Source organism: Antribacter gilvus (assembly GCF_003946865.1).
Lineage (GTDB): Bacteria > Actinomycetota > Actinomycetes > Actinomycetales > Cellulomonadaceae > Antribacter > Antribacter gilvus.
This window is the reverse complement of sequence record NZ_QXTH01000001.1, coordinates 563,970-582,161: the sequence shown is the minus strand read 5'-3', so window position 1 is coordinate 582,161 and position 18,192 is coordinate 563,970. Positions and strand designations below refer to the sequence as shown.

Sequence of the window (18,192 nt, the reverse complement as noted above, 5' to 3'; positions counted from 1 at the left end):
AGTGCCCCTCCCTCCGGATGGGCAGAAGTCCCCATCCGCTACCACCCACGGGCTTCGTACGCGACGCCGTCGATCACCACGCGCACGTTGTTGTTGCTGTAGCCGTAGTAGCAGCGCGTCTGGAATCCGCCGTTGCCTCCGAAGGTGTGCTGGTAGGTACCGCCGGTGATGTTGTGCCAGCCGCCGTTGTCGCCCTGGCACTCCACCGTGTGCGCGCCGCCCGGGAAGTCCGAGTAGTTCACGTAGAACCACGCGCACGACGGGTCGTTGCAGCCTGGCCGGCCCACGGCACTGTCGCCGTGCGTGACCCAGGCCCGCGGGTTCGGCGCGGCGGCCGTGGTACCGGTGTCGCTCCCGTAGGGGCCGCAGCCGGCCTCGTTGCACGCCCGGGCGCGCAGCCCGTACGTCCTGTCGTACGCGTTGCCCACGTCGATCGTGAACGGCCAGTCCTGGCGCGAGCCGCTGCGGTTGTCGCCCTGGGTGAACTCCCACTCGATCCGCTGGACCGCCCGGCCACCGCTGTCGCCGGGGCCGCGCACGGTGAACCCGCCGCTGTTCGTGCCGGCCCGGGCCCAGGTGACGCTCGGGGCGCTGGGGACGGTGAACGGCGTGACAGCGTTGGAGCTTGCGGACCACGCCGAGCAGGCGTGGTCGTTGCAGGCCCGCACCTGGAACGAGTAGCTCGTGCCGTTGTTCAGGCCCGTGTACGTGTACGACGTCACGTTGCCCACGCCGCGCGCCCCCGCGCTGTTGGCGCGCACCTCGTAACGGGGTCCGGTACCGCGGAAGTCACCGATGGCGTTCCAGCTCACGTTGGCCTGCCCGCTGGTGTTGCTGCCCAGCGCCGCGCGCGGCGCCGCCGCAGGGTCAGGAGTTCCGAACGGGATCACGGCGTTCGACCGCGCGCTCTGCGGGGAGTCCCCCGCCTTGTTCGTCGCGGTGACGGCGAACGTGTAGCTCTGCCGCACGTCCAGGCCGTCGACGGTCTGCGACGTCCCCGCGATGTTCGCGATGGTGCGTACGAGAGCACCGTCCTGGAACACGGCCAGCGCGTACGACTTGACCGCGTCACCGTTGTTCGGCGGGGTGATCCACTCCACGCGGGCCTGGCCGCCGACGGCGGTGTCCACGCGGGACGCCGTGGGTGCGGCGGGCTGTGCAGGCGGCGCGGCCGGCGTCTCGGGCGCGGACGGCTCGGACCAGTCGGACGGGTCCGGTGCGGCGTTCTTGGCCTGGACCGCGACCGTGTAGGCGGTTCCGTTGGTCAGGCCCGACCACACGATCGAGCTGCCCGTCACGCAGGTCTTCTGGATCCTGCCGTCGTCCGGGGCGGGTGAGATCTCCAGGTGCACGCACTCGATCGGGGACCGGTCCGTGTAGGCCTGGTTGACCCAGCTGACGGTCAGCGACGAGTCGCCGAAGACCAGGGTGGGCGGAGCCGGCTTCTCGGGCTTGTTGTCCGGGCGCGCCTCGTCCGACGGCGGCGACGGCGGGCCCTCGTCGACGTCGTTCGTGGCCGTGACTGTGAACGTGTAGATGACGTTGTTGGTCAGTCCGTCCAGGGTGCACGTCGTGGTGGCGCACTCCTTGGTGTAGCCGTTGCTGGACCGCACGGTGTACCCGGTGATGTCGGCGCCGTTGTTGTTCGGCGGGTCCCACGACAGCACGACGGTCTCGGACCGCACCTCTTCGACGCGCGGCTTCGCCGGCGCCTCGGGCTTGCCCAGGACGGTGAGCTGCACACGGCCCTCGACCTCGCGGTCGGGGTCCTTCGTCGCGTCCTGCACCCGGTACCGCACCACCATCACGCCCACGAAGGTGTCCGCAGGCGTGACGGACACCTGGTCGCCCGAGTACACGGCCTCGCCGAGGCCGGTCTCGATGATCGGCTTGCCGCCGACGAGCGTGAGCGGCGTCTCGGGGAACGGGTTCGAGTCGTTCGCCAGGACCGGGACCGTCACCTGGTCGCCCTGGTGTGCGCCCGGGACGCTGTCGTCGTTGGCGCGTGCGAGCGCGCGGGTGGAGGCCACGACGCTCACCGTGATCGTGCCCGGGGTGGGCGGGTTGTTGCCGTCGGTCACCGTGAAGGGCAGGGGGAACGTGCTGCCCTTCCGGACGTCGGGGTTCGCCTGGGCCTCGAGAGTGGATCCGGCGAGAGCCGTCACGACGCCCTCGGCGTCCCCCGTCACGGCGTAGGTCAGCGCGTCGTCCTCGGGGTCGGTGACGTACCGGCCGAGGTCCACTGCCGCCTCCTCGCCGGCGGCCACCTCGATGAGGGGCGTGCCGTCGATCACCGGCGGCAGGTTCGTCGGCGGCACCACGTTGATCTGGAGGGTGAGCACGGCCTTGCGGCCCTCGGCGTCGTCCGCGCCCACGCCGTCCGTCACCTCGAAGCTCACCGACGTGCCGCCCGCGAAGTCCTCGCGGGACGTGTACGTCAGGCTCGTCGGCCCGTTGACCGTCGCCGTGCCGTCCGCCGTCTTGACCTTGCGTTCCTCGGTGATCCGCAGGCTGCGCCCCTCGGCCACCACGACGTACTGCGTGAGGTCGATGTCCAAGGGCTCACCGCTGATCGCCTCGAGGGGAGCCAGGCCCGGCTTCAGGTGCGGGCCCATCCGCGACGGGTCGCCGGGGACCCGGAGGTAGGCCTTGGCCTGCAGGTCGTCCATGTCGGTGATGGTGTACTCGATGACCTGCGGCACGTCCGTCAGCTCGACCACGATCTGGCCGTCCTCGTCGACCGTCGCCGTCGCCGCGTCGACCGCGAGCTCCAGGTCGCTCGCCACGCCGTCAGGGTCGGAGTCGTTGCGCAGAGCGTCGACCGTCACCGTCGAGCCGGTCACGGCGTCGGCGGGCACCACGTCGTCGCGCGCGATCGGGCGCAGCAGCGGCGCGTCCTGCGCCACGTCGATGGTGATCGAGCCGGCCGCTCGCGCGGCGAACGCGTCCTGGACGCCGTAGTAGAAGCTGTGCGTGCCCTCGGCGCCCGGCACGGTGACGACCACACGCTCGTCGGCCACCTTCGGGGCGAGGTCGGGGGCGCCCTCGAAGGCGTCGGCCAGCAGGCCGATCTGGTCACCGTCCGGGTCCGAGTCGTTCTCGAGCGCGTCGACCGCGACGGTCCGGCCGGGCCGGACGGCGGTCTCGTCGTCCACGACGACGGGGGGCTGGTTGATGTCGGGTGGCACCGCGACGCCCACGCGGATGGTCCCCTCGGCGACGGCGCCGCGGGTGTCCACGGCCGTGTAGGTGAACGTGTCGACGCCCGACGCCGACCTCGCGGCCGTGTAGTCGATGTACCCCTCGTTGATCTTCACCGAGCCCTTGGCGGGCGCGGACGAGATGCCGCTGAGCATGACGTAGTCGCCGTCGGGGTCCACGCCGTCCAGCGGGAGCGTGACGCGGACGGTCCCTCCGGCCAGCACGCGCTCCTCGATGTCGGGGAGCGACGGCGCCTCGTTGGCCTCGCCGTCCACCACGTTGATCGTGATGTGGGCCGAGTCCTTCTGACCGTTCGGGTCGGCGACCTCGTAGACGGCGTACGCCGACCCTGCCTTGTCCCCCGCCCGGAAGCGCACCGTGTCCTCGGAGACGAAGGCCTCGCCCATCGCGGGGTCCGGGGTCTCGACGAGCTCGTCGTCGAGAGCGAGCTCGAGCCCGTCCGGATGGCTGTCGTTCTTGAGGACCGGGATGGTCACGACGTCGCCCACGTGGACGGTGATCTCGTCGAGCCCCGCCTCCGGCGGGCGCAGCTTGCTGGGCACCTCGATCGGGACGACGCGCACCTCGCCGTCGGTGCTCTGCGTACCGTTGGACACGGTGTACCGGATCGTCACGGGACCGTCGCCCAGGCGCTTCGCCTCGGTGACGCGGAGCACCCGGTGGGAGAGCAGCGCGACGGTCACCGAGCCGTCGTCGGGCTGCGTCACCGAGCGCACCACGAGCACGCCGCCGGCCGGGTCGGTGTCGTTCGCGAGGACGTCGACCAGGGCCGAGCCGCCCGCGGGGAGGAGCACCTGGTCGGACACCGCGACGGGCGGGCCGGCCTCGTCGGGCGGGCTCACGACGTCGATACGGACGAGGCCCATGGTCGCGTTCGGGCCGTCGCTGACCGTGTACGTGATGTCGTACGTGGTGGGGCTCTCGCTCACGAAGCGGAAGGTCCCGGCCGTGAAGTTCTTGGTGATCACCGCGGGCGACTGGTCGGAGACGTTCACGAGCCGCAGCCGGTCGCCGTTCGGGTCGGAGTCGTTGCGCAGCGGGTCCACCGTCACGGGCTGTCCCGCCAGGACGACCACGTGGTCCTGGACCGCCACCGGCGGCTCCTGCGTGGCCAGGACGTCGACGAGGAGCCGGCCGTCGATCACGTTCCCGAGCCCGTCCGACACCGACAGGTTGATGATCTTGCGACCCGTGGTGCTGCCGCTGTCCCGGAACTCGACGGTCCCGTCGGGCCGGTACCGGACCTCGTCCCCGGCCACCGTCGCGGCGGCGGAGGACAGGATCAGGTCGTCACCGTCGGGGTCGCGGAAGTACGGGAGCACCTTGATCGTGGCGACCTCGCCCTGCCCGACCCGCAGCACCGGCTCACCGGTCTGGATCGGCTCGTTGTTCTCGCTGAGAGGTACCACCCGCAACGTCACATTCGCGGCGACGTTGCCACCGCGGCCGTCCGAGACCGTGTAGGTGAAGGGCACGGATCCGCTCGCCGTCTCCGGAACCGCTGCCTGGAGCGCCGCTCCGCCGAGCACCCGGTTCACCGTGATGCCGCCCTCGGGCGCACTGGTCACCTCGGCGGTCATGACGTCGCCGTCCGGGTCGATGTCGTTCGACAGGACCGGGAGCACGGTGGTGCGGCCGGGCCGCACCCCGAGGCTGTCGTCCTGGGGCTGCGGCGGGCGGTTCTCCTTGGTGCGGTCGGCGACGAACTGGTCCACCTGCTCAGGGGTGGTCGTCTCGGACTCGGTCTTCTCGCCCTCGGCGTCCTCGGGCAGCTTCAGGTCCCAGTCGTCGACCTTCTCGAAGGTGTCGGCCGCCAGCCAGAGAGCGCCCGCCGAGACGTCGTTGAGGACGATGATGTTGCGGTTCACGCGGTACGCGAGCACGGCGCTGCCGTCGACGCCCTCGAGCGTCTCCCGGAAGTCGTTGTCCGTCTCGGGGCAGTCCCGGATGACCTCGGCGCTGCTCGACCAGGCCCCGTAGACGCAGCCACCGAGCTGGACCGGCTGAGCCGGCACGCCGGTGGCGCGTTGGCTGGTGGCCTGACCGCCGCCCAAGGGCTGGGTGACAAGACCCGCGGTGGTGGCCACGGCGACGACGTCGGACGTCGCGGAGGGCTGCTGGAGCCGCGCCTCCTGAGCGTCCTGGAGCTCGACCGTGTCGCCGCCCGGCAGGACCAGCGAGCCCGCGGTCCGGTCGAGCACGACGGGCTCGTCGCCGACAGCCGTGACCTCCACCTCGTCGCCCTCGCCGACCGGGAGGGACTCCTCGGACAGGCCGTCCTTCAGGGCCACGCCCGTCGAGCCGGTCTTCACCGTGTAGAGCTTGCCGTCCGAGGGGACCGCCACGAACACCGTGCCGTCGCGCGAGACCACCAGCGAGCCGCCCTTGCCGAGCTCCGCGGTGGGGTCGGTCTCGTCGGCGTCGAACGACGGGGCGCCGTCGAACGGCAGGACCCACAGCAGGCCCTCCTCAGGGTCGAGGATCGCCGTGGTGCTCCCGCCGTACGCGATCTTCGCGCCTGCCGGCATGCGCACCGTGCCGTCGATCACCAGGTGCGCCGGGTCCACCGGGCTCGCGGTGAAGGTGCTGCTGTCGTCCAGCAGGACCTTCTGCGCGTCCTGGTGCACGTCGAACGTCGAAGATCCGGCGAGCAGCGTCCCGTCCAGGGCCTGCGACTCGTAGTTGAAGCGACCCAGCCGCCCCTCCGAGGTCTTGGTGACCCAGACGCCGGAGTCGTTGAGGTCGACGTCGGCCGTGGCCTGGCCGTCGTAGGCGAACGCGAGCCCGACGACCGCCCCGGAGAACAGCGTCACGATGCCGGTCGAGGCGATGCTCCGCCGATTGCCGTAGACCCGCGACATGAAACCCACTAGTCCCCCAAGATCGGTCGTCCGCCGCGCGAGCAGTTCCGCGGCGGCACCTGCGCCGCGAGCACCCTACAGAGTGCCCGAGCGAACTCAGCACACGACCTATGGGGAGAAGTACCCATCAGGTCGGCAAAGGGCGCATTTTACCCATATTGAGGCCGTCACGTCACTACTGCCACAGCAGGCGCGCCGAGTCCCCGAGCTCGTTCGTGTGCACCCATGTGTACTCACCGGCATACGTGTGCTGGCACCGCGTCGTCCCGTCATAGTTGCCGAACGCGTCCGTGCGCAGGGCGGAGCCGTCCAGGGCGGTGTCCATCCAGACGTCCGGCCAGCGCGGCATGTAGACCTGGCCGTTGGGGTCGTGCTGAGTCGACAGGCACTGCATCTGGAACGAGGTGTTCGGCCGCCACGAGCGGATGTGGAGCACGAGCCGCGCGCAGGACTGGCCCTCGTTGCACCCGGGGACCCCGCTCGTGTCCGCGCCACGCGTGATCCACATCTCGCGGTTCGCCGGGTCCGCGTTCGTCGAGCCGGAGGCGGTGTCCGCCGGCCCGCACCCCGCGGCGTTGCACGCCCGGGCCGAGATCGAGAACCGCTGTCCGTACCCGTCGCCCACGTTGACGTTCGACGGCCACGACGTGGCAGCGCCGCTGGCGGAGTGCGTCCCGCTCACCGACCACTCGATCCGGTCCACGGACTCGCCGCCGCTGGACGCCGGGCCGCGCAGCACGAACCGGCCCTGCGTGGCCGACGTCTGCTCCCACTCCACCCGTGGCGCGGACGGCGTGGTGTACGGCGTCACCTCGTTGGAGCCGCCCGACCACCCGGAGCAGGTGTAGGCGTTGCACGCCCGGACCTGGAACGAGTACGGCGTGCCGTTGGTCAGTCCGGTGTACGTGTAGGGCGAGCTCGCGTCCCGGGCGCCCGAGCCGTTGGCGCGCGCCTGGTAGTACGGCGCGGGCCCCCGGAAGGCTGCGGCAGCCACCGGCGACCAGCGCACGACGGCCTGGCCGTCGGTGTTGCCGCCGAGCGACGCCGTGGGTGTGCCCGGCGTGTCCGGCGTGCCGTACGGCACGACCTCGCCTGACCGGGCGCTCACCGGCGACTTCCCGGCCTTGTTCTCCGCCTGGACGGTGTAGCTGTAGCTCGACCCGGTCTGCAGGTTCTGGATCGTCTGCGAGGTGCCGGTCACGACGAGGGTGCGCACCCTGGAACCGTCGCGGAACTCGGTGAGGTGGTAGCTCGACACCGCGTCCCCGTTGTCCTCGGGCGCGGTCCAGGTCACCGTGATCTGCCCGCCCAGAGCGGTGTTCACGCGGGTGGCGGTGGGCGCCGCCGGCTGAGCCGGCGGGGCTGCGGGCGTCTCGGGCGCCGACGGCACGGACCAGTCGGACGGGTCCGGGGCAGCGTTCACCGCCTGCACGAGGACCGTGTACGACGTGCCGTTGCGCAGCCCGTCCCAGACGAGCCGGTTACCGGTCACGCAGGACTTCTGGATCTTTCCGTCCGCCGGGGCGGGCGAGATCTCGAGGTTGACGCACTCGATCGGCGACCGGTCCGTGTAGCTCGCGTTCACCCACGTCACCGTCAGGCTCGAGTCGCCGAACTCGAGCGTGGGCGGCGTCGGCCTGCCCGGCTTCTCGTCCGGGCGCGCCTCCGGCGACACGGGCGACGGGTCGGACTCGCCCACGTCGTTCGTGGCCGTCACCGTGAAGGTGTAGACCACGTTGTTGGTCAGCCCGTCGAGCGTGCACGTCGTCGTGGCGCACTCCTTCGTGTACCCGTCGTTCGAGCGCACCGTGTAGGAGGTGATCTCCGCCCCGTTGTCGTTCGGCGGGTCCCACGTCAGCACGACCGTCCGCGAGCGGACCTCCTCGACCTGCGGCGCTGCGGGCGCCTCCGGCCGGCCCAGCACGGTGACCTGGAGGACGCCCTCGACCTCGCGGTCGACGTCCTTCGTCGCGTCCTGGACCCGGTAGCGCACCACCATCACGCCCACGAAGCTGTCCGACGGCGTCACGGTCACCTCAGAACCGTCCGTCACCGCCGTGCCCTGTCCCGTCTCCACGGCGGAGCTCACGATCTGCAGGGGCTCGTCGGGGAACGGGTTGGTGTCGTTGTCGAGCACGGGAACGGTGACCGGCTCGCCCTGGTGGGCGTCGGGCACCGCGTCGTCGTTCGCCCGCGCCAGCGGCCGCGTGGAGGCCACGACGGTGACCACGACCTCGCCCGCCACCGGCGGGTGGTAGCCGTCGGACACCGTGACCGGGAGGGTGACGGTGGTGCCCTTCGTGAGCCCGGCCTGCGCACGGACGCGGACGCTCGTGCCCTCGACCGCCGGGCTCAGGCCCTCGGCACCAGCGGCCACCTCGACCGTGAGGGGGTCGTCGTCGGGGTCGGTCAGGTACCGGGCGAGGTCGATCGAGCCCTCCTCGCCGGGCTCCACCGGGAGCGGGGCCGGGCCGGAGAAGACAGGCGGCAGGTTCTCCGCGGAGACGACGACGAGCGGCAGGGTCAGGAGGGCGGTCCGCCCGTCCGGGTCGTCGGGACCCATGCCGTCGGTCACCTCGAACGTCACGGCCGCCGGGCCGGTGTAGCCCTTGGCCGGCGTGTAGACGATGGTCGTGGGGCCGGTGACCTCGTGGCTGCCCTCGAGCGCGCTCACGGACTCCTCGTCCGTGAGGCGCGGCGTCAGCCCGTCGGCCACCACCACGTACTCGTCCAGCTCGATCGTGAACGGCTCGCCCCCGACCACCTCGGGCGGTACCAGGTCGTCGCGCAGGTGCGGCCAGGAGCCGTCGCGCGGCACGCGCAGGTACGCGGTCGCCGACAGCCCGTCCTGGTCCGTCACCGTGTAGGGCACGATCCGCGGGGCGTCGCCGAGCAGCACCGTGACCTGCCCGCCGTCGACGGTCACGCCCTCGGCGTCGGCCCTCACCTCGAGGTCGCTCGCCAGGCCGTCGGGGTCCACGTCGTTGAGCAGCACGGCCACGGTCACCGTGTCGGACGTGACCGCCCCCGCCGGGATCTCGTCGTCGCGCGCGACCGGGCGGCGCAGCGGCGCGTCGTCGGCCACCTCGACCGTGATCGCGCCCGTGGCCCGGGCCTCGTACGGGTCCTCGATGCCGTAGTAGAAGGTGTAGGACCCCTCCGCCCCGGGGGCCGTCACGACGACCAGCCCGTCGACGACGCCCGGGTCGAGCGCGTCCGCCCCCTCGAAGGCCGCGGGGGTGACAGCGATCTCGTCGCCGTCCGGGTCGGAGTCGTTGGCGAGCGCGTCGATGCCGACGGTCCGGCCGGGCCGCACGAACGTGGCGTCGTCGACCGCGAGCGGCGGCTCGTTCGCCGGCGGCGGCGCCACGCCCACGCGCACGCTGCCCACGGCGGGCGCGCCCCGGTAGTCGACGACCCGGTAGGTGAACGTGTCCGCGCCGGCCGCGCCGGGCGCCGCCTGGTAGACGAGCGTGCCGTCGACGACCTCGACGGTGCCCAGCTCCGGGGCGGAACCGACGCCCGCCAGGGTCACGTGGTCGCCGTCCGGGTCCACGCCGTCCAGCGGCACCTCGATGACGACGGAGGCGCCGGCGAGGACGCGCGCCTCCAGGTCGGGCGGCTGCGGCATGCTGTTCTCGTATCCGTCCGTCACGTGGAACGTGAGCTGGGCGGAGTCCTTCTGACCGTTCGGGTCCCGCACCTCGTACACCGCGAAGTAGGTGCCCGCCACGGCGGGGGCGCGGAACCGGACCGTCCCCTCCGACACGAAGGCGTCACCGGCGGCAGGTCCCTCGACCAGCTCCTCGCCGAGCTCCAGCGCGAGGCCGTCGGGGTGGCCGTCGTTCTTCAGCACCGGGACGGTCACGACGTCGCCGGCGTGGACGACCGCCTCGTCCGCGGCCGCGTCCGGGGGCCGGAGACGGTCGGGGGCCGGGATGGGCACCACGCGCACCTGGCCGGTGCTCGTGGCCGTCCCGTTGGAGACGGTGTAGCCGATCACCACCGGCGCGTCGAGACGCCGCGTCTCGGTGACCCGGAGGACCTGGTGCGCCAGCACGGCGACTGTCACCGGCGCTTCGTCCGGGACGGTCACCCCTTGCACGACGAGCACGCCGCCCGTGGGGTCGGTGTCGTTGACGAGCACGTCCACCAGCGCTGAGCCGCCGGCGGGGAGCAGCACCAGGTCGGGCACGGTGACGGGCGCGCCACCACCCTCGGGCGGCGTCACGACGTCGACCCGGACCAGGCCCATCGTCGCGTTCGGGCCGTCGCTGAGCTGGTAGGTGATGTCGTAGCTGCCGGGCTGCTGGCTCACGAACTGGAACGACCCCGCCGCGTAGTGCGGCGTGATGGTCGCCGGTGCACGGTCGGCGACGCTGACGAGCCGCAGCCTGTCGCCGTTGGGGTCGTGGTCGTTGCGCAGCGGCTCGACCGTGACGACCTGCCCCGCGAGGGCGACCACGTGGTCCTGGACCGCGACCGGCGGCTCCTGGGTCGCGACGACGTCGACGACGAGCCTGCCCTCGGCCACCAGGCCCAGCGAGTCGGTCACCGTGAGGTCCACGAGCTTGCGGCCCGTGGTGGTCCCGCCGTCGCGGAACTCCACCGTGCCGTCCGGCCGGGCCCGCACCTCGTCGCCCGCCACGGACACCGCCGCGGTGGACAGCACCAGGTCGTCACCGTCCGGGTCGCGGAAGTAGGGCAGCACCTTGATGGTCGCCGTGCCGCCCACGCCCACGCGCAGGACAGGCTGGCCCGTCTGGGCGGGCGGGGAGTTGTCGGTCAGGGGCACCACCCGCAGGGCGACGGAGGCCGTGGCGCTGCCACCTCGCCCGTCGGTCACCTCGTAGGTGAACGACGACGTCCCGGTGGCGTCCGCGGGGACCGTCGCCTGCACCGCCGCCCCGCCGAGCACCGCGTCCACGACGACCGGCCCGGCAGGCGCCTGAGCGACGGCGGCGGTCATGACGTCGCCGTCCGGGTCCACGTCGTTCGACAGCACCGGCAGCACCGTGGCGCGGCCGGGGCGCACGCCGAAGTCGTCGTCCGCGGGCTTCGGCGGCCGGTTGGCCTGGTCCCGCTCGGCCACGAACTGGTCCACCTGCTCGGGCGTGGACTCCTCGGACTCCTGCTTCTCGCCCTCCGCGTCGTCCGGGAGCTTGAGGTCCCAGTCGTCGACCTTCTCGAACAGGTCCGCGGCCATCCAGAGGGCGCCGCCCGTCAGGTCGTTGAGGACGATGACGTCGCGGTTCACCCGGTAGGTGAGCTGGGCACCGGCCGAGACACCCTCGAGCCGCTCGTCCAGGTCACGTCCCGTGCCGGGGCAGTCGCGCACGACCTGCGCGGTGCTCGACCAGGCACCGAAGGTGCAGCCGTTCAGCTGGACCGGCGCCGCCGGCGAGCCCTCGGCACGCCGGACCGTCGCCGCGCCGCCACCCGTCGGCTGGCTCACGAGGCCGGAGGTGGTCGCCACCACGACCACGTCGGAGTCCGCCGAGGGCTGCTGCAACCGGGCGGAGCCACCGTCCTGCACCTCCACCCGGTTCCCGCCGGGCAGGATCAGCGTCGACGCCGAACGGTCGAGCACGACCGGATCGTCGCCGACCGCCGACACCTCGACCTCCGCGTCCGGGCTGACGTCGAGGTCGGCCGTGCCCACGTCACCCACCGGGACGCCCTGCGAGGAGGTGGGCACCGTGTAGAGCGCGGAGTCCGCGGGGACCGCGACGAAGACCATGCCGTCGAGGGAGACGGCAACAGTGCCGCCCTTGCCCACCTCGGCCGCAGGCTCGGTGGACTCCGGGTCGAAGCTGGCGGCGCCGTCGAAGGGCACCACCCACAGCGCGCCGGTCTCCGGGTCGAGCACGGCGGTGGTGGACCCCCCGGACGCCACCTGGGCGCCCTGGGCGGTGCGCAGCGTGCCGTCGAGGGTCAGGTGCGCGGCGCTCACGGGGCTCGCGGTCGACGCGGCGGCGTCCGTCAGCAGGACGCGCTGGCCCGACTGCTGCACGTCGAACACCGGGCTCCCGGCGAGCAGCGTGCCGTCCAGCGCCTGCGCCTCGTAGTTGAACCGCCCCAGCAGACCGGCCGACGTCTTGGTGACCCACACACCCGAGTCGTTGAGGTCCACCACCGCGGTGGACTGGCCGTCGTGGGCGACCGCGAGCCCGACGACCGCACCCGAGAAGAGGGTCACCACCCCGATCGACGCCATCGTCCGCCAGCGCTCACGCATCGTCCCGATGACGTCCACTGCAGCTTTCCCCCTGGGTTGCCCGCTCCGTACCCGGCCCGGATCGCCGGAGCGAACTTCCCCATACAGGTCTAAAAGGGGTACGGGCCGTCACGGCACCCTAGCGCGTCTCGCCCGGCAGCGAGACCGTAGGCCCGTAGTCCGGGAGGTCGATCGCCGAGACCGCCCGGTCCATCCCGCCCATCATGAGCCTCGCGAGGGGCGTCCTCATGAGCAGGCTCCCGACCGCGAGCCGCGCCTCGTCGGCGCGCCACATCGCGTCCAGCATCCGGGGCAGCATCCAGCCCTCGGCGAACACGTCCGCGACCAGGCGTCCAGGCGCCGTCGAACGCCAGGCGGGAGCTCCATGCGGCGACGCCCGACCGCCCGTCCGGGGCCCGTTGCGTACACCGTACGGAGCGCCCTACCCGCCGGCCAGGGTGAGGCAGTACAGTGCTAGTGCACTCCACCGGGCCGCGCGATCCCGCGCCGCGACCGGGCCAGGTGCACTAGTGCGGGGGGCTGCACGTGACCACGACCTTCGAGCGCATCGCCGCCGACATCGGCGCACGCATCGCCTCGGGCGAGCTCGCTCCGGGCGACCGGGTCCCGTCCACCCGGCGGATCGTCGCCGACTACGGGGTGGCCATGGCCACGGCCACCCGGGCGCTCGACGCGCTCCAGCGGCGCGGGCTGGTCGAGGCCCGGCGCGGCGTCGGGACGGTCGTCGTCGAGCAGCCCGGGAGATCGGCGCGGGACAGCCTGCGGAGCGGTTCGCGGACCGCCCCGACCGTCGACGACGTGGTCCGGGCGGCCATGGCCATCGCCGACGAGGAGGGCCTGCCGGGCCTCTCGATGCGCCGGATCGCCACCGACCTCGGCCTGCCGACGATGTCGCTCTACCGGCACGTCGCCAACCGCGACGAGCTGCTCGCCGCCATGCTCGACCGCGTCTACGCCGCCCACCCGCTACCCGACCCGCTGCCCGACGGCTGGCGCGACCGCGCCGAGGCGTGCGCGCGCACGTTCTGGACGGCGTTCCAGCGGCACCCGTGGGCGGCGCACGCGATGTCGATCACGCGGCCGCAGGTGGTCCCCCACGGCGTGGCCCACACCGAGGCGATGCTCGCCGCGTTCGACCGGGCGCCCGCCTCCCGGCCGCTCGACCTCGAGACCCGGATGCACCTGGCGGTGACCCTGTTCCTCTTCGTCCGCGGCGTCGCCGTGAACATCGAGCCCGCGCTCGCGGCCCGCCAGGACACGGGGCTCTCGGACGAGGACTGGATGAACCGCGCCAAGCCCCCGCTGCAAGCGGCCGCCGACCCGCGCCAGTACCCGCACCTCGCCCGGGCAACCGCCTCGGAGCTGGACATCACTCTCGACTCGCTCTTCGAGACGGGCCTGGCCCGGCTCCTGGACGGCTACGAGGTGTTCCTGACCCGCTAGACCCCCGAGACCCCCCGCGGCGGCCCGCGGGGGGCGGGGCCGCTCAGACCGCGCGGTCCGCCAGGGCCTGCGCGAACGACGCCAGCGCCTCCTTGACCGGCCCGTCGGGGAGCGGCGCGAGCTCGGCCCCCGCCTCGCCCGCCCAGCGCGTCGCCAGCTCCCGGGTCTCGGCGAGCACCTCGTGCCCGCGCAGCCCCGCGAGCGCACGGCCGAGCGCCTCGTCGGACGTCAGGTCGGAGTCGAGCAGCTCCAGCAGCTCGCGGTCCTCCGCCGTGGCGTCCGGCGACGCGACCCGGCGACGCAGCAGCAGCACCGGCATCGTGGGGACGTGCTCGCGCAGGTCGGTGCCCGGGGTCTTGCCCGAGGACTCCGACGGCGACGAGACGTCCAGCACGTCGTCGGCCAGCTGGAACGCGACGCCCACCTTCTCGCCGTACTCGGTCACGGCCTCGACCACCTCGGGCGACGCGCCGCCGAACATCGCGCCCAGCCGGGCGGACGTCGCCAGGAGCGACGCGGTCTTGTCGGACAGCACCTGCAGGTAGTGCGCCACCGGGTCCTCACCGTCACGGGGACCGGTGGTCTCGTGCAGCTGCCCCATGCACATGCGCTCGAACGTGCGCGACTGCAGGATGACGGCCTCCGGGCCCAGCGTCGCCACGCGCGCGGACGCGCGGGCGAAGAGCATGTCGCCCACGAGGATCGCCACCGAGTTGCCCCACACGGTGTGGGCCGACGGCGCCCCCCGGCGCAGCGGCGCGGAGTCCATGACGTCGTCGTGGTAGAGCGACGCCACCTGCGTCAGCTCGACCACGACCGCGGCGTCGATCAGCTCGGGCCTCGTCCCGTCCCCCAGCTCTCCGGTCAGCAGGGTGAGCAGCGGCCGGAACCGCTTGCCGCCCGCCGAGACGAGGTGGCGGGACGCGTCGTCGGCGAGCGTGTCGGCGCTCGCCACCGCCTCCGCGAGCGCGGTGTCCACCTCGTCCAGGCGGTCCGCGAGACGGCCCGCGAGTGCCGGGTCGGTCACAGGGATGCCGAGGGCCGGCGACGACGTCGCCGGCCCCGGGTGGGCGATGGGCTGCTGTCCAGAGGTCACGGCACGAACTTAATAGCCTCACCGGCAAGTTCGAGAACCGGACCGGGAAAAACGCCGAGGACAAGGGTTGCCACAGCACACACCGCGATCGCCACGGCGGCCGGCCCGCGGGACCCCACGACGGTCACCACGGTCCGGGCAACCTCCGTCCGGGTCTCCGTCGCGACACCGCCACCAGCCGGTTCGGCGCCCGACGACGCCTCGGCGGCTTCCGCCTCGTCGCCCGTCCCGGTCGCCGCCTCCTGGGCCCTGGCCTCCGCCCCGGCGAGCAGCTGCTCCTCCGCCGGGGGGGTGAACATCATGAGGACGATCACACGGACGTAGAAGAACACCGCGACGACGGAGGCCAGCACGCCGACCACCGCGAGCCACCACAGGTCGCCCGCCACGGCCGCGCCGAACGCGCCGAACTTCGCCACGAAGCCCGCGGTCAGCGGGATCCCTGCCATGGAGAGCAGGAACAGCGCGAACGCCGCGGTGAGCCACGGGGCGCGACGCCCCAGGCCCGCCCACTGGGACAGGTGGGTGGCCTCGCCGAGCACCACCCCGTCCTCGCCGTCGGCCCCGTCCGCGCGGCCCGGGACGACCGTGCGCTCACGCACGAGCGTCACCACGCCGAAGGCGCCCACCGTCGCGACGCCGTAGGCGACCATGTAGAAGAGCACCGCCCGGAGGGACTCCAGGTTGATCCCCGCCACCGCGACCAGCAGGAAGCCGGCGTGCGCGATCGACGAGTAGGCGAGGAGGCGCTTGATGTCGGTCTGCACGGCGCCGACCACCGTGCCGAGAGCCATGGTGAGGATCGCGACGACGATCACGACCGTGCGCAGCTGCTCGCCGACCTCCGGCGGCAGGCCGACCACGAGCGTGTACAGCACCTTGACCAGGGCACCGACGGCCGCGACCTTGGTGCAGGCTGCCATGAAGCCGGTGATGGGCGTAGGGGCGCCGGCATAGACGTCCGGCGTCCAGGCGTGGAACGGCACGGCGCCGAGCTTGAAGAGCAGGCCCACCAGCACGAGCAGGATGCCCGCCACGACGAGGACCGTCATGCCGTCGAGCGGCGCGTCGCCGCTCAGGACGCGCCGGATCACACCCGGCTTGTCCTCGTCACCGATCAGCCGCACCGTCCCCGCGAATCCGTAGATCAGGGCGACGCCGAAGATGAACAGCGCGGACGCGAACGCCCCGAGCAGGAAGTACTTGGCCGCGGCCTCCTGCGAGAGCAGGCGCCGACGGCGGGCCGTGGCGCACAGCACGTACAGGGGCAGGGAGAGCACCTCGAGCGCCACGAACATCATCAGCAGGTCGTCGGTGGCGACGAACAGCATCATGCCGCCGGTGGCGAACATGAGGAGCGGGTAGACCTCGGTCTGCTGGAGCCCGGCCCGTCGGGCCAGGTCCTCGTACGAGGTGCCCGGCACGGCGGCCGCCGTCGGCGCGAACGCGTCCTGGCCGCTGGACGTCCGGTCGGCGACGACGAGCGCGCCGAGGAACGCCAGCACCACGATGGTGCCCTGGAGCGCCAGTGCGAAGGGCGTCACCATGACGGTGCCGCCCACCAGGACGTCGGACACGCCCGGCGCCCCGTCCGAGCCCACGATCAGGCCCCAGCGGAGCACGATCAGCACCACCGTGGCGGCCAGCGCCGCCAGGGCGAGCGTGATCTGGGTGGCGCGGCGGACGGCGTCGGGCACGAAGGCCTCGACGAGCACGCCGACCACCCCGGCGCCGAGGACCACCAGGAGCGGCGCGAGCGCCGCCCAGTCGATGAGCGGGGCGGTGAAGTCGGGGATCACTGCTCGCTCCCTTCGTTCTCGAGGACCGCGACCACAGACTGGTCGGCGGGTGCGTCCACATACGTGAGCGCGAGCTGGGGCACGAGCCCGAGCACCAGGAGCGCCACCACCAGGGGGGCGGCGACGAGGCGCTCACGGCCCGTGAGGTCGGGCAGGGTCTCCAGGCCGGCGGCCGGGGCACCGGTGAAGATCCGCTGGTACGTGAGGAGCACGTACACGGCGGCGAGCACGACACCGACGATCGCGACGAGCGCGGCGACGGGGGACCCGCCGTACGCGCCGATCAGGACCATGATCTCGCTGGCGAACGTGGCCAGGCCCGGCAGCGACAGCGTCGCGAGGCCGGCCACCAGGAAGGCGCCGGCGAGCACGGGGGTGACCGTGCGCAGGCCGCCGTAGTCGGCGATCAGCTGGCTGCGGGCCGGGTGGCGGGCGATGAGGAAGCCCGCGACCAGGAACAGCGCGCCGGTGGCGAGGCCGTGGTTGAGCATCATGAAGCCCGAGCCCGCCACACCGAGCGGCACGAACGTGAAGATGCCCAGGATGATGAAGCCGAAGTGCGACACCGAGGTGTACCCGATGAGGCGCAGGAGGTCGTCCTGCCCGATCGCCATGACCGCGCCGTAGATCACGCTGATCACGGCGAGCACCACGATCACCGGCGCCGCCCACTGGCTGGCCCCGGGGAACAGGGGCAGGCAGAGGGTCAGCATCCCGAAGGTGCCGACCTTGTCGAGCACGCAGATGAGCAACGTGGAGGTGCCCACGGGGGCGTTCTCCGCGACGTCGGGCAACCAGGTGTGGACCGGGAAGAGCGGCGCCTTGATCGCGAAGGCGAGGAAGAAGCCCAGGAAGATCAGCCGCTCCACCGTGGGGTCGAGGCCGAGGCCGGTGAGGTTCTCGGTGAGGAACGCCTGGTCGGACCGCTGGCCCTGCGCGTCCACCGGCACCTGGAAGTACAGGGCGATGACCGCGGCCAGCATGACGAGGCCGCCGGTGAGCGAGAAGATCAGGAACTTCACCGCGGCGTAGCGCCGCTGCGGCCCCTGGCCGAAGGCGCCGATCATGAAGTAGGCCGGGATGAGCATGGCCTCGAACAGGACGTAGAAGAGGAACACGTCCCGCGCGCTGAACACGGCCACCATGAAGGCCTCGAGCACCAGGATCAGCACCAGGTAGCGGCGCAGGCGGAGGGTGTCACCACCCTGCTCGCGCCAGGCGGCGAGGATCACGAGCGGGACGAGGCCCACCGAGAGCGCCACGAGCAGGAGCCCCACGCCGTCCACGCCGACCGCGTAGGACGCGCCGATCTGCGGGATCCAGGGCACGGTCTGGCCCAGCTGGTGCTCGGCGGCGCGGCTCGTGTCGAACTGCACGAAGGCGGCGACGAGCAGGCCCACCTCGACCAGCGCACCCACGAGCGCCACGAGGCGCGGGCTGGGGGCGCCCGAGCGCGAGCGCCCGCTCGCAGCGGTCACCGCCGCGGCGACGAGCGGCCACGCGATGAGCGCGGTCAGCCACGGGAACATGTCT

7 protein-coding genes are annotated in these 18,192 nt (G+C 72.6%); 1 reads left to right on the top strand and 6 read right to left on the bottom strand.

What is annotated here, in order from left to right; translation table 11 throughout:
* Positions 1 to 38: 38 nt before the first annotated feature.
* From D1350_RS02475 to D1350_RS02465, 3 genes are all read right to left on the bottom strand, one after another.
* A complete protein-coding gene (locus D1350_RS02475; protein ID WP_125773473.1) occupies positions 39 to 6,083 on the bottom strand; it encodes an Ig-like domain-containing protein in 6,045 nt (2,014 codons plus the stop codon).
* Positions 6,084 to 6,258: 175 nt separating this feature from the next.
* The gene (locus D1350_RS02470; protein ID WP_240643829.1) at positions 6,259 to 12,339 is read right to left on the bottom strand and encodes an Ig-like domain-containing protein; all 6,081 of its coding nucleotides are present in this window, start codon (positions 12,337 to 12,339) and stop codon (positions 6,259 to 6,261) included.
* 100 nt (positions 12,340 to 12,439) lie between these two features.
* Positions 12,440 to 12,637: a hypothetical protein gene (locus D1350_RS02465; protein ID WP_125773471.1), complete on the bottom strand. Its 198-nt coding sequence runs from the start codon at positions 12,635 to 12,637 to the stop codon at positions 12,440 to 12,442.
* 209 nt (positions 12,638 to 12,846) lie between these two features.
* On the opposite strand from D1350_RS02465, the gene D1350_RS02460 reads away from it, so the two are divergent.
* The gene (locus tag D1350_RS02460; protein WP_125773469.1) at positions 12,847 to 13,764 is read left to right on the top strand and encodes a GntR family transcriptional regulator; all 918 of its coding nucleotides are present in this window, start codon (positions 12,847 to 12,849) and stop codon (positions 13,762 to 13,764) included.
* Between the two features lie 43 nt (positions 13,765 to 13,807).
* Here D1350_RS02460 and D1350_RS02455 read toward each other — a convergent pair whose 3' ends face one another.
* From D1350_RS02455 to D1350_RS02445, 3 genes are read right to left on the bottom strand one after another with little or no spacing between them, the layout of a single operon-like run.
* Positions 13,808 to 14,839, bottom strand: a complete 1,032-nt coding sequence (locus D1350_RS02455; RefSeq protein ID WP_164545012.1) for a polyprenyl synthetase family protein — start codon at positions 14,837 to 14,839, stop codon at positions 13,808 to 13,810.
* Between the two features lie 17 nt (positions 14,840 to 14,856).
* A complete protein-coding gene (gene nuoN, locus D1350_RS02450) occupies positions 14,857 to 16,656 on the bottom strand; it encodes an NADH-quinone oxidoreductase subunit NuoN (RefSeq protein WP_125773993.1) in 1,800 nt (599 codons plus the stop codon).
* Positions 16,656 to 18,188 carry an NADH-quinone oxidoreductase subunit M gene (locus D1350_RS02445; RefSeq protein WP_125773465.1) on the bottom strand — a complete coding sequence of 511 codons (1,533 nt, stop codon included), beginning with the start codon at positions 18,186 to 18,188 and terminating at the stop codon, positions 16,656 to 16,658. Before D1350_RS02445 ends, nuoN begins: the two co-directional genes overlap by 1 nt.
* Positions 18,189 to 18,192 lie beyond the last annotated feature (4 nt).

What these genes read in the sequence shown, in the direction of transcription:
- D1350_RS02475 (WP_125773473.1), bottom strand. Translation starts at nt 6,083, where the DNA reads ATGTCGCGGGTCTACGGCAATCGGCGGAGCATCGCCTCGACCGGCATC.
- D1350_RS02445 (WP_125773465.1), bottom strand. Translation starts at nt 18,188, where the DNA reads ATGTTCCCGTGGCTGACCGCGCTCATCGCGTGGCCGCTCGTCGCCGCG.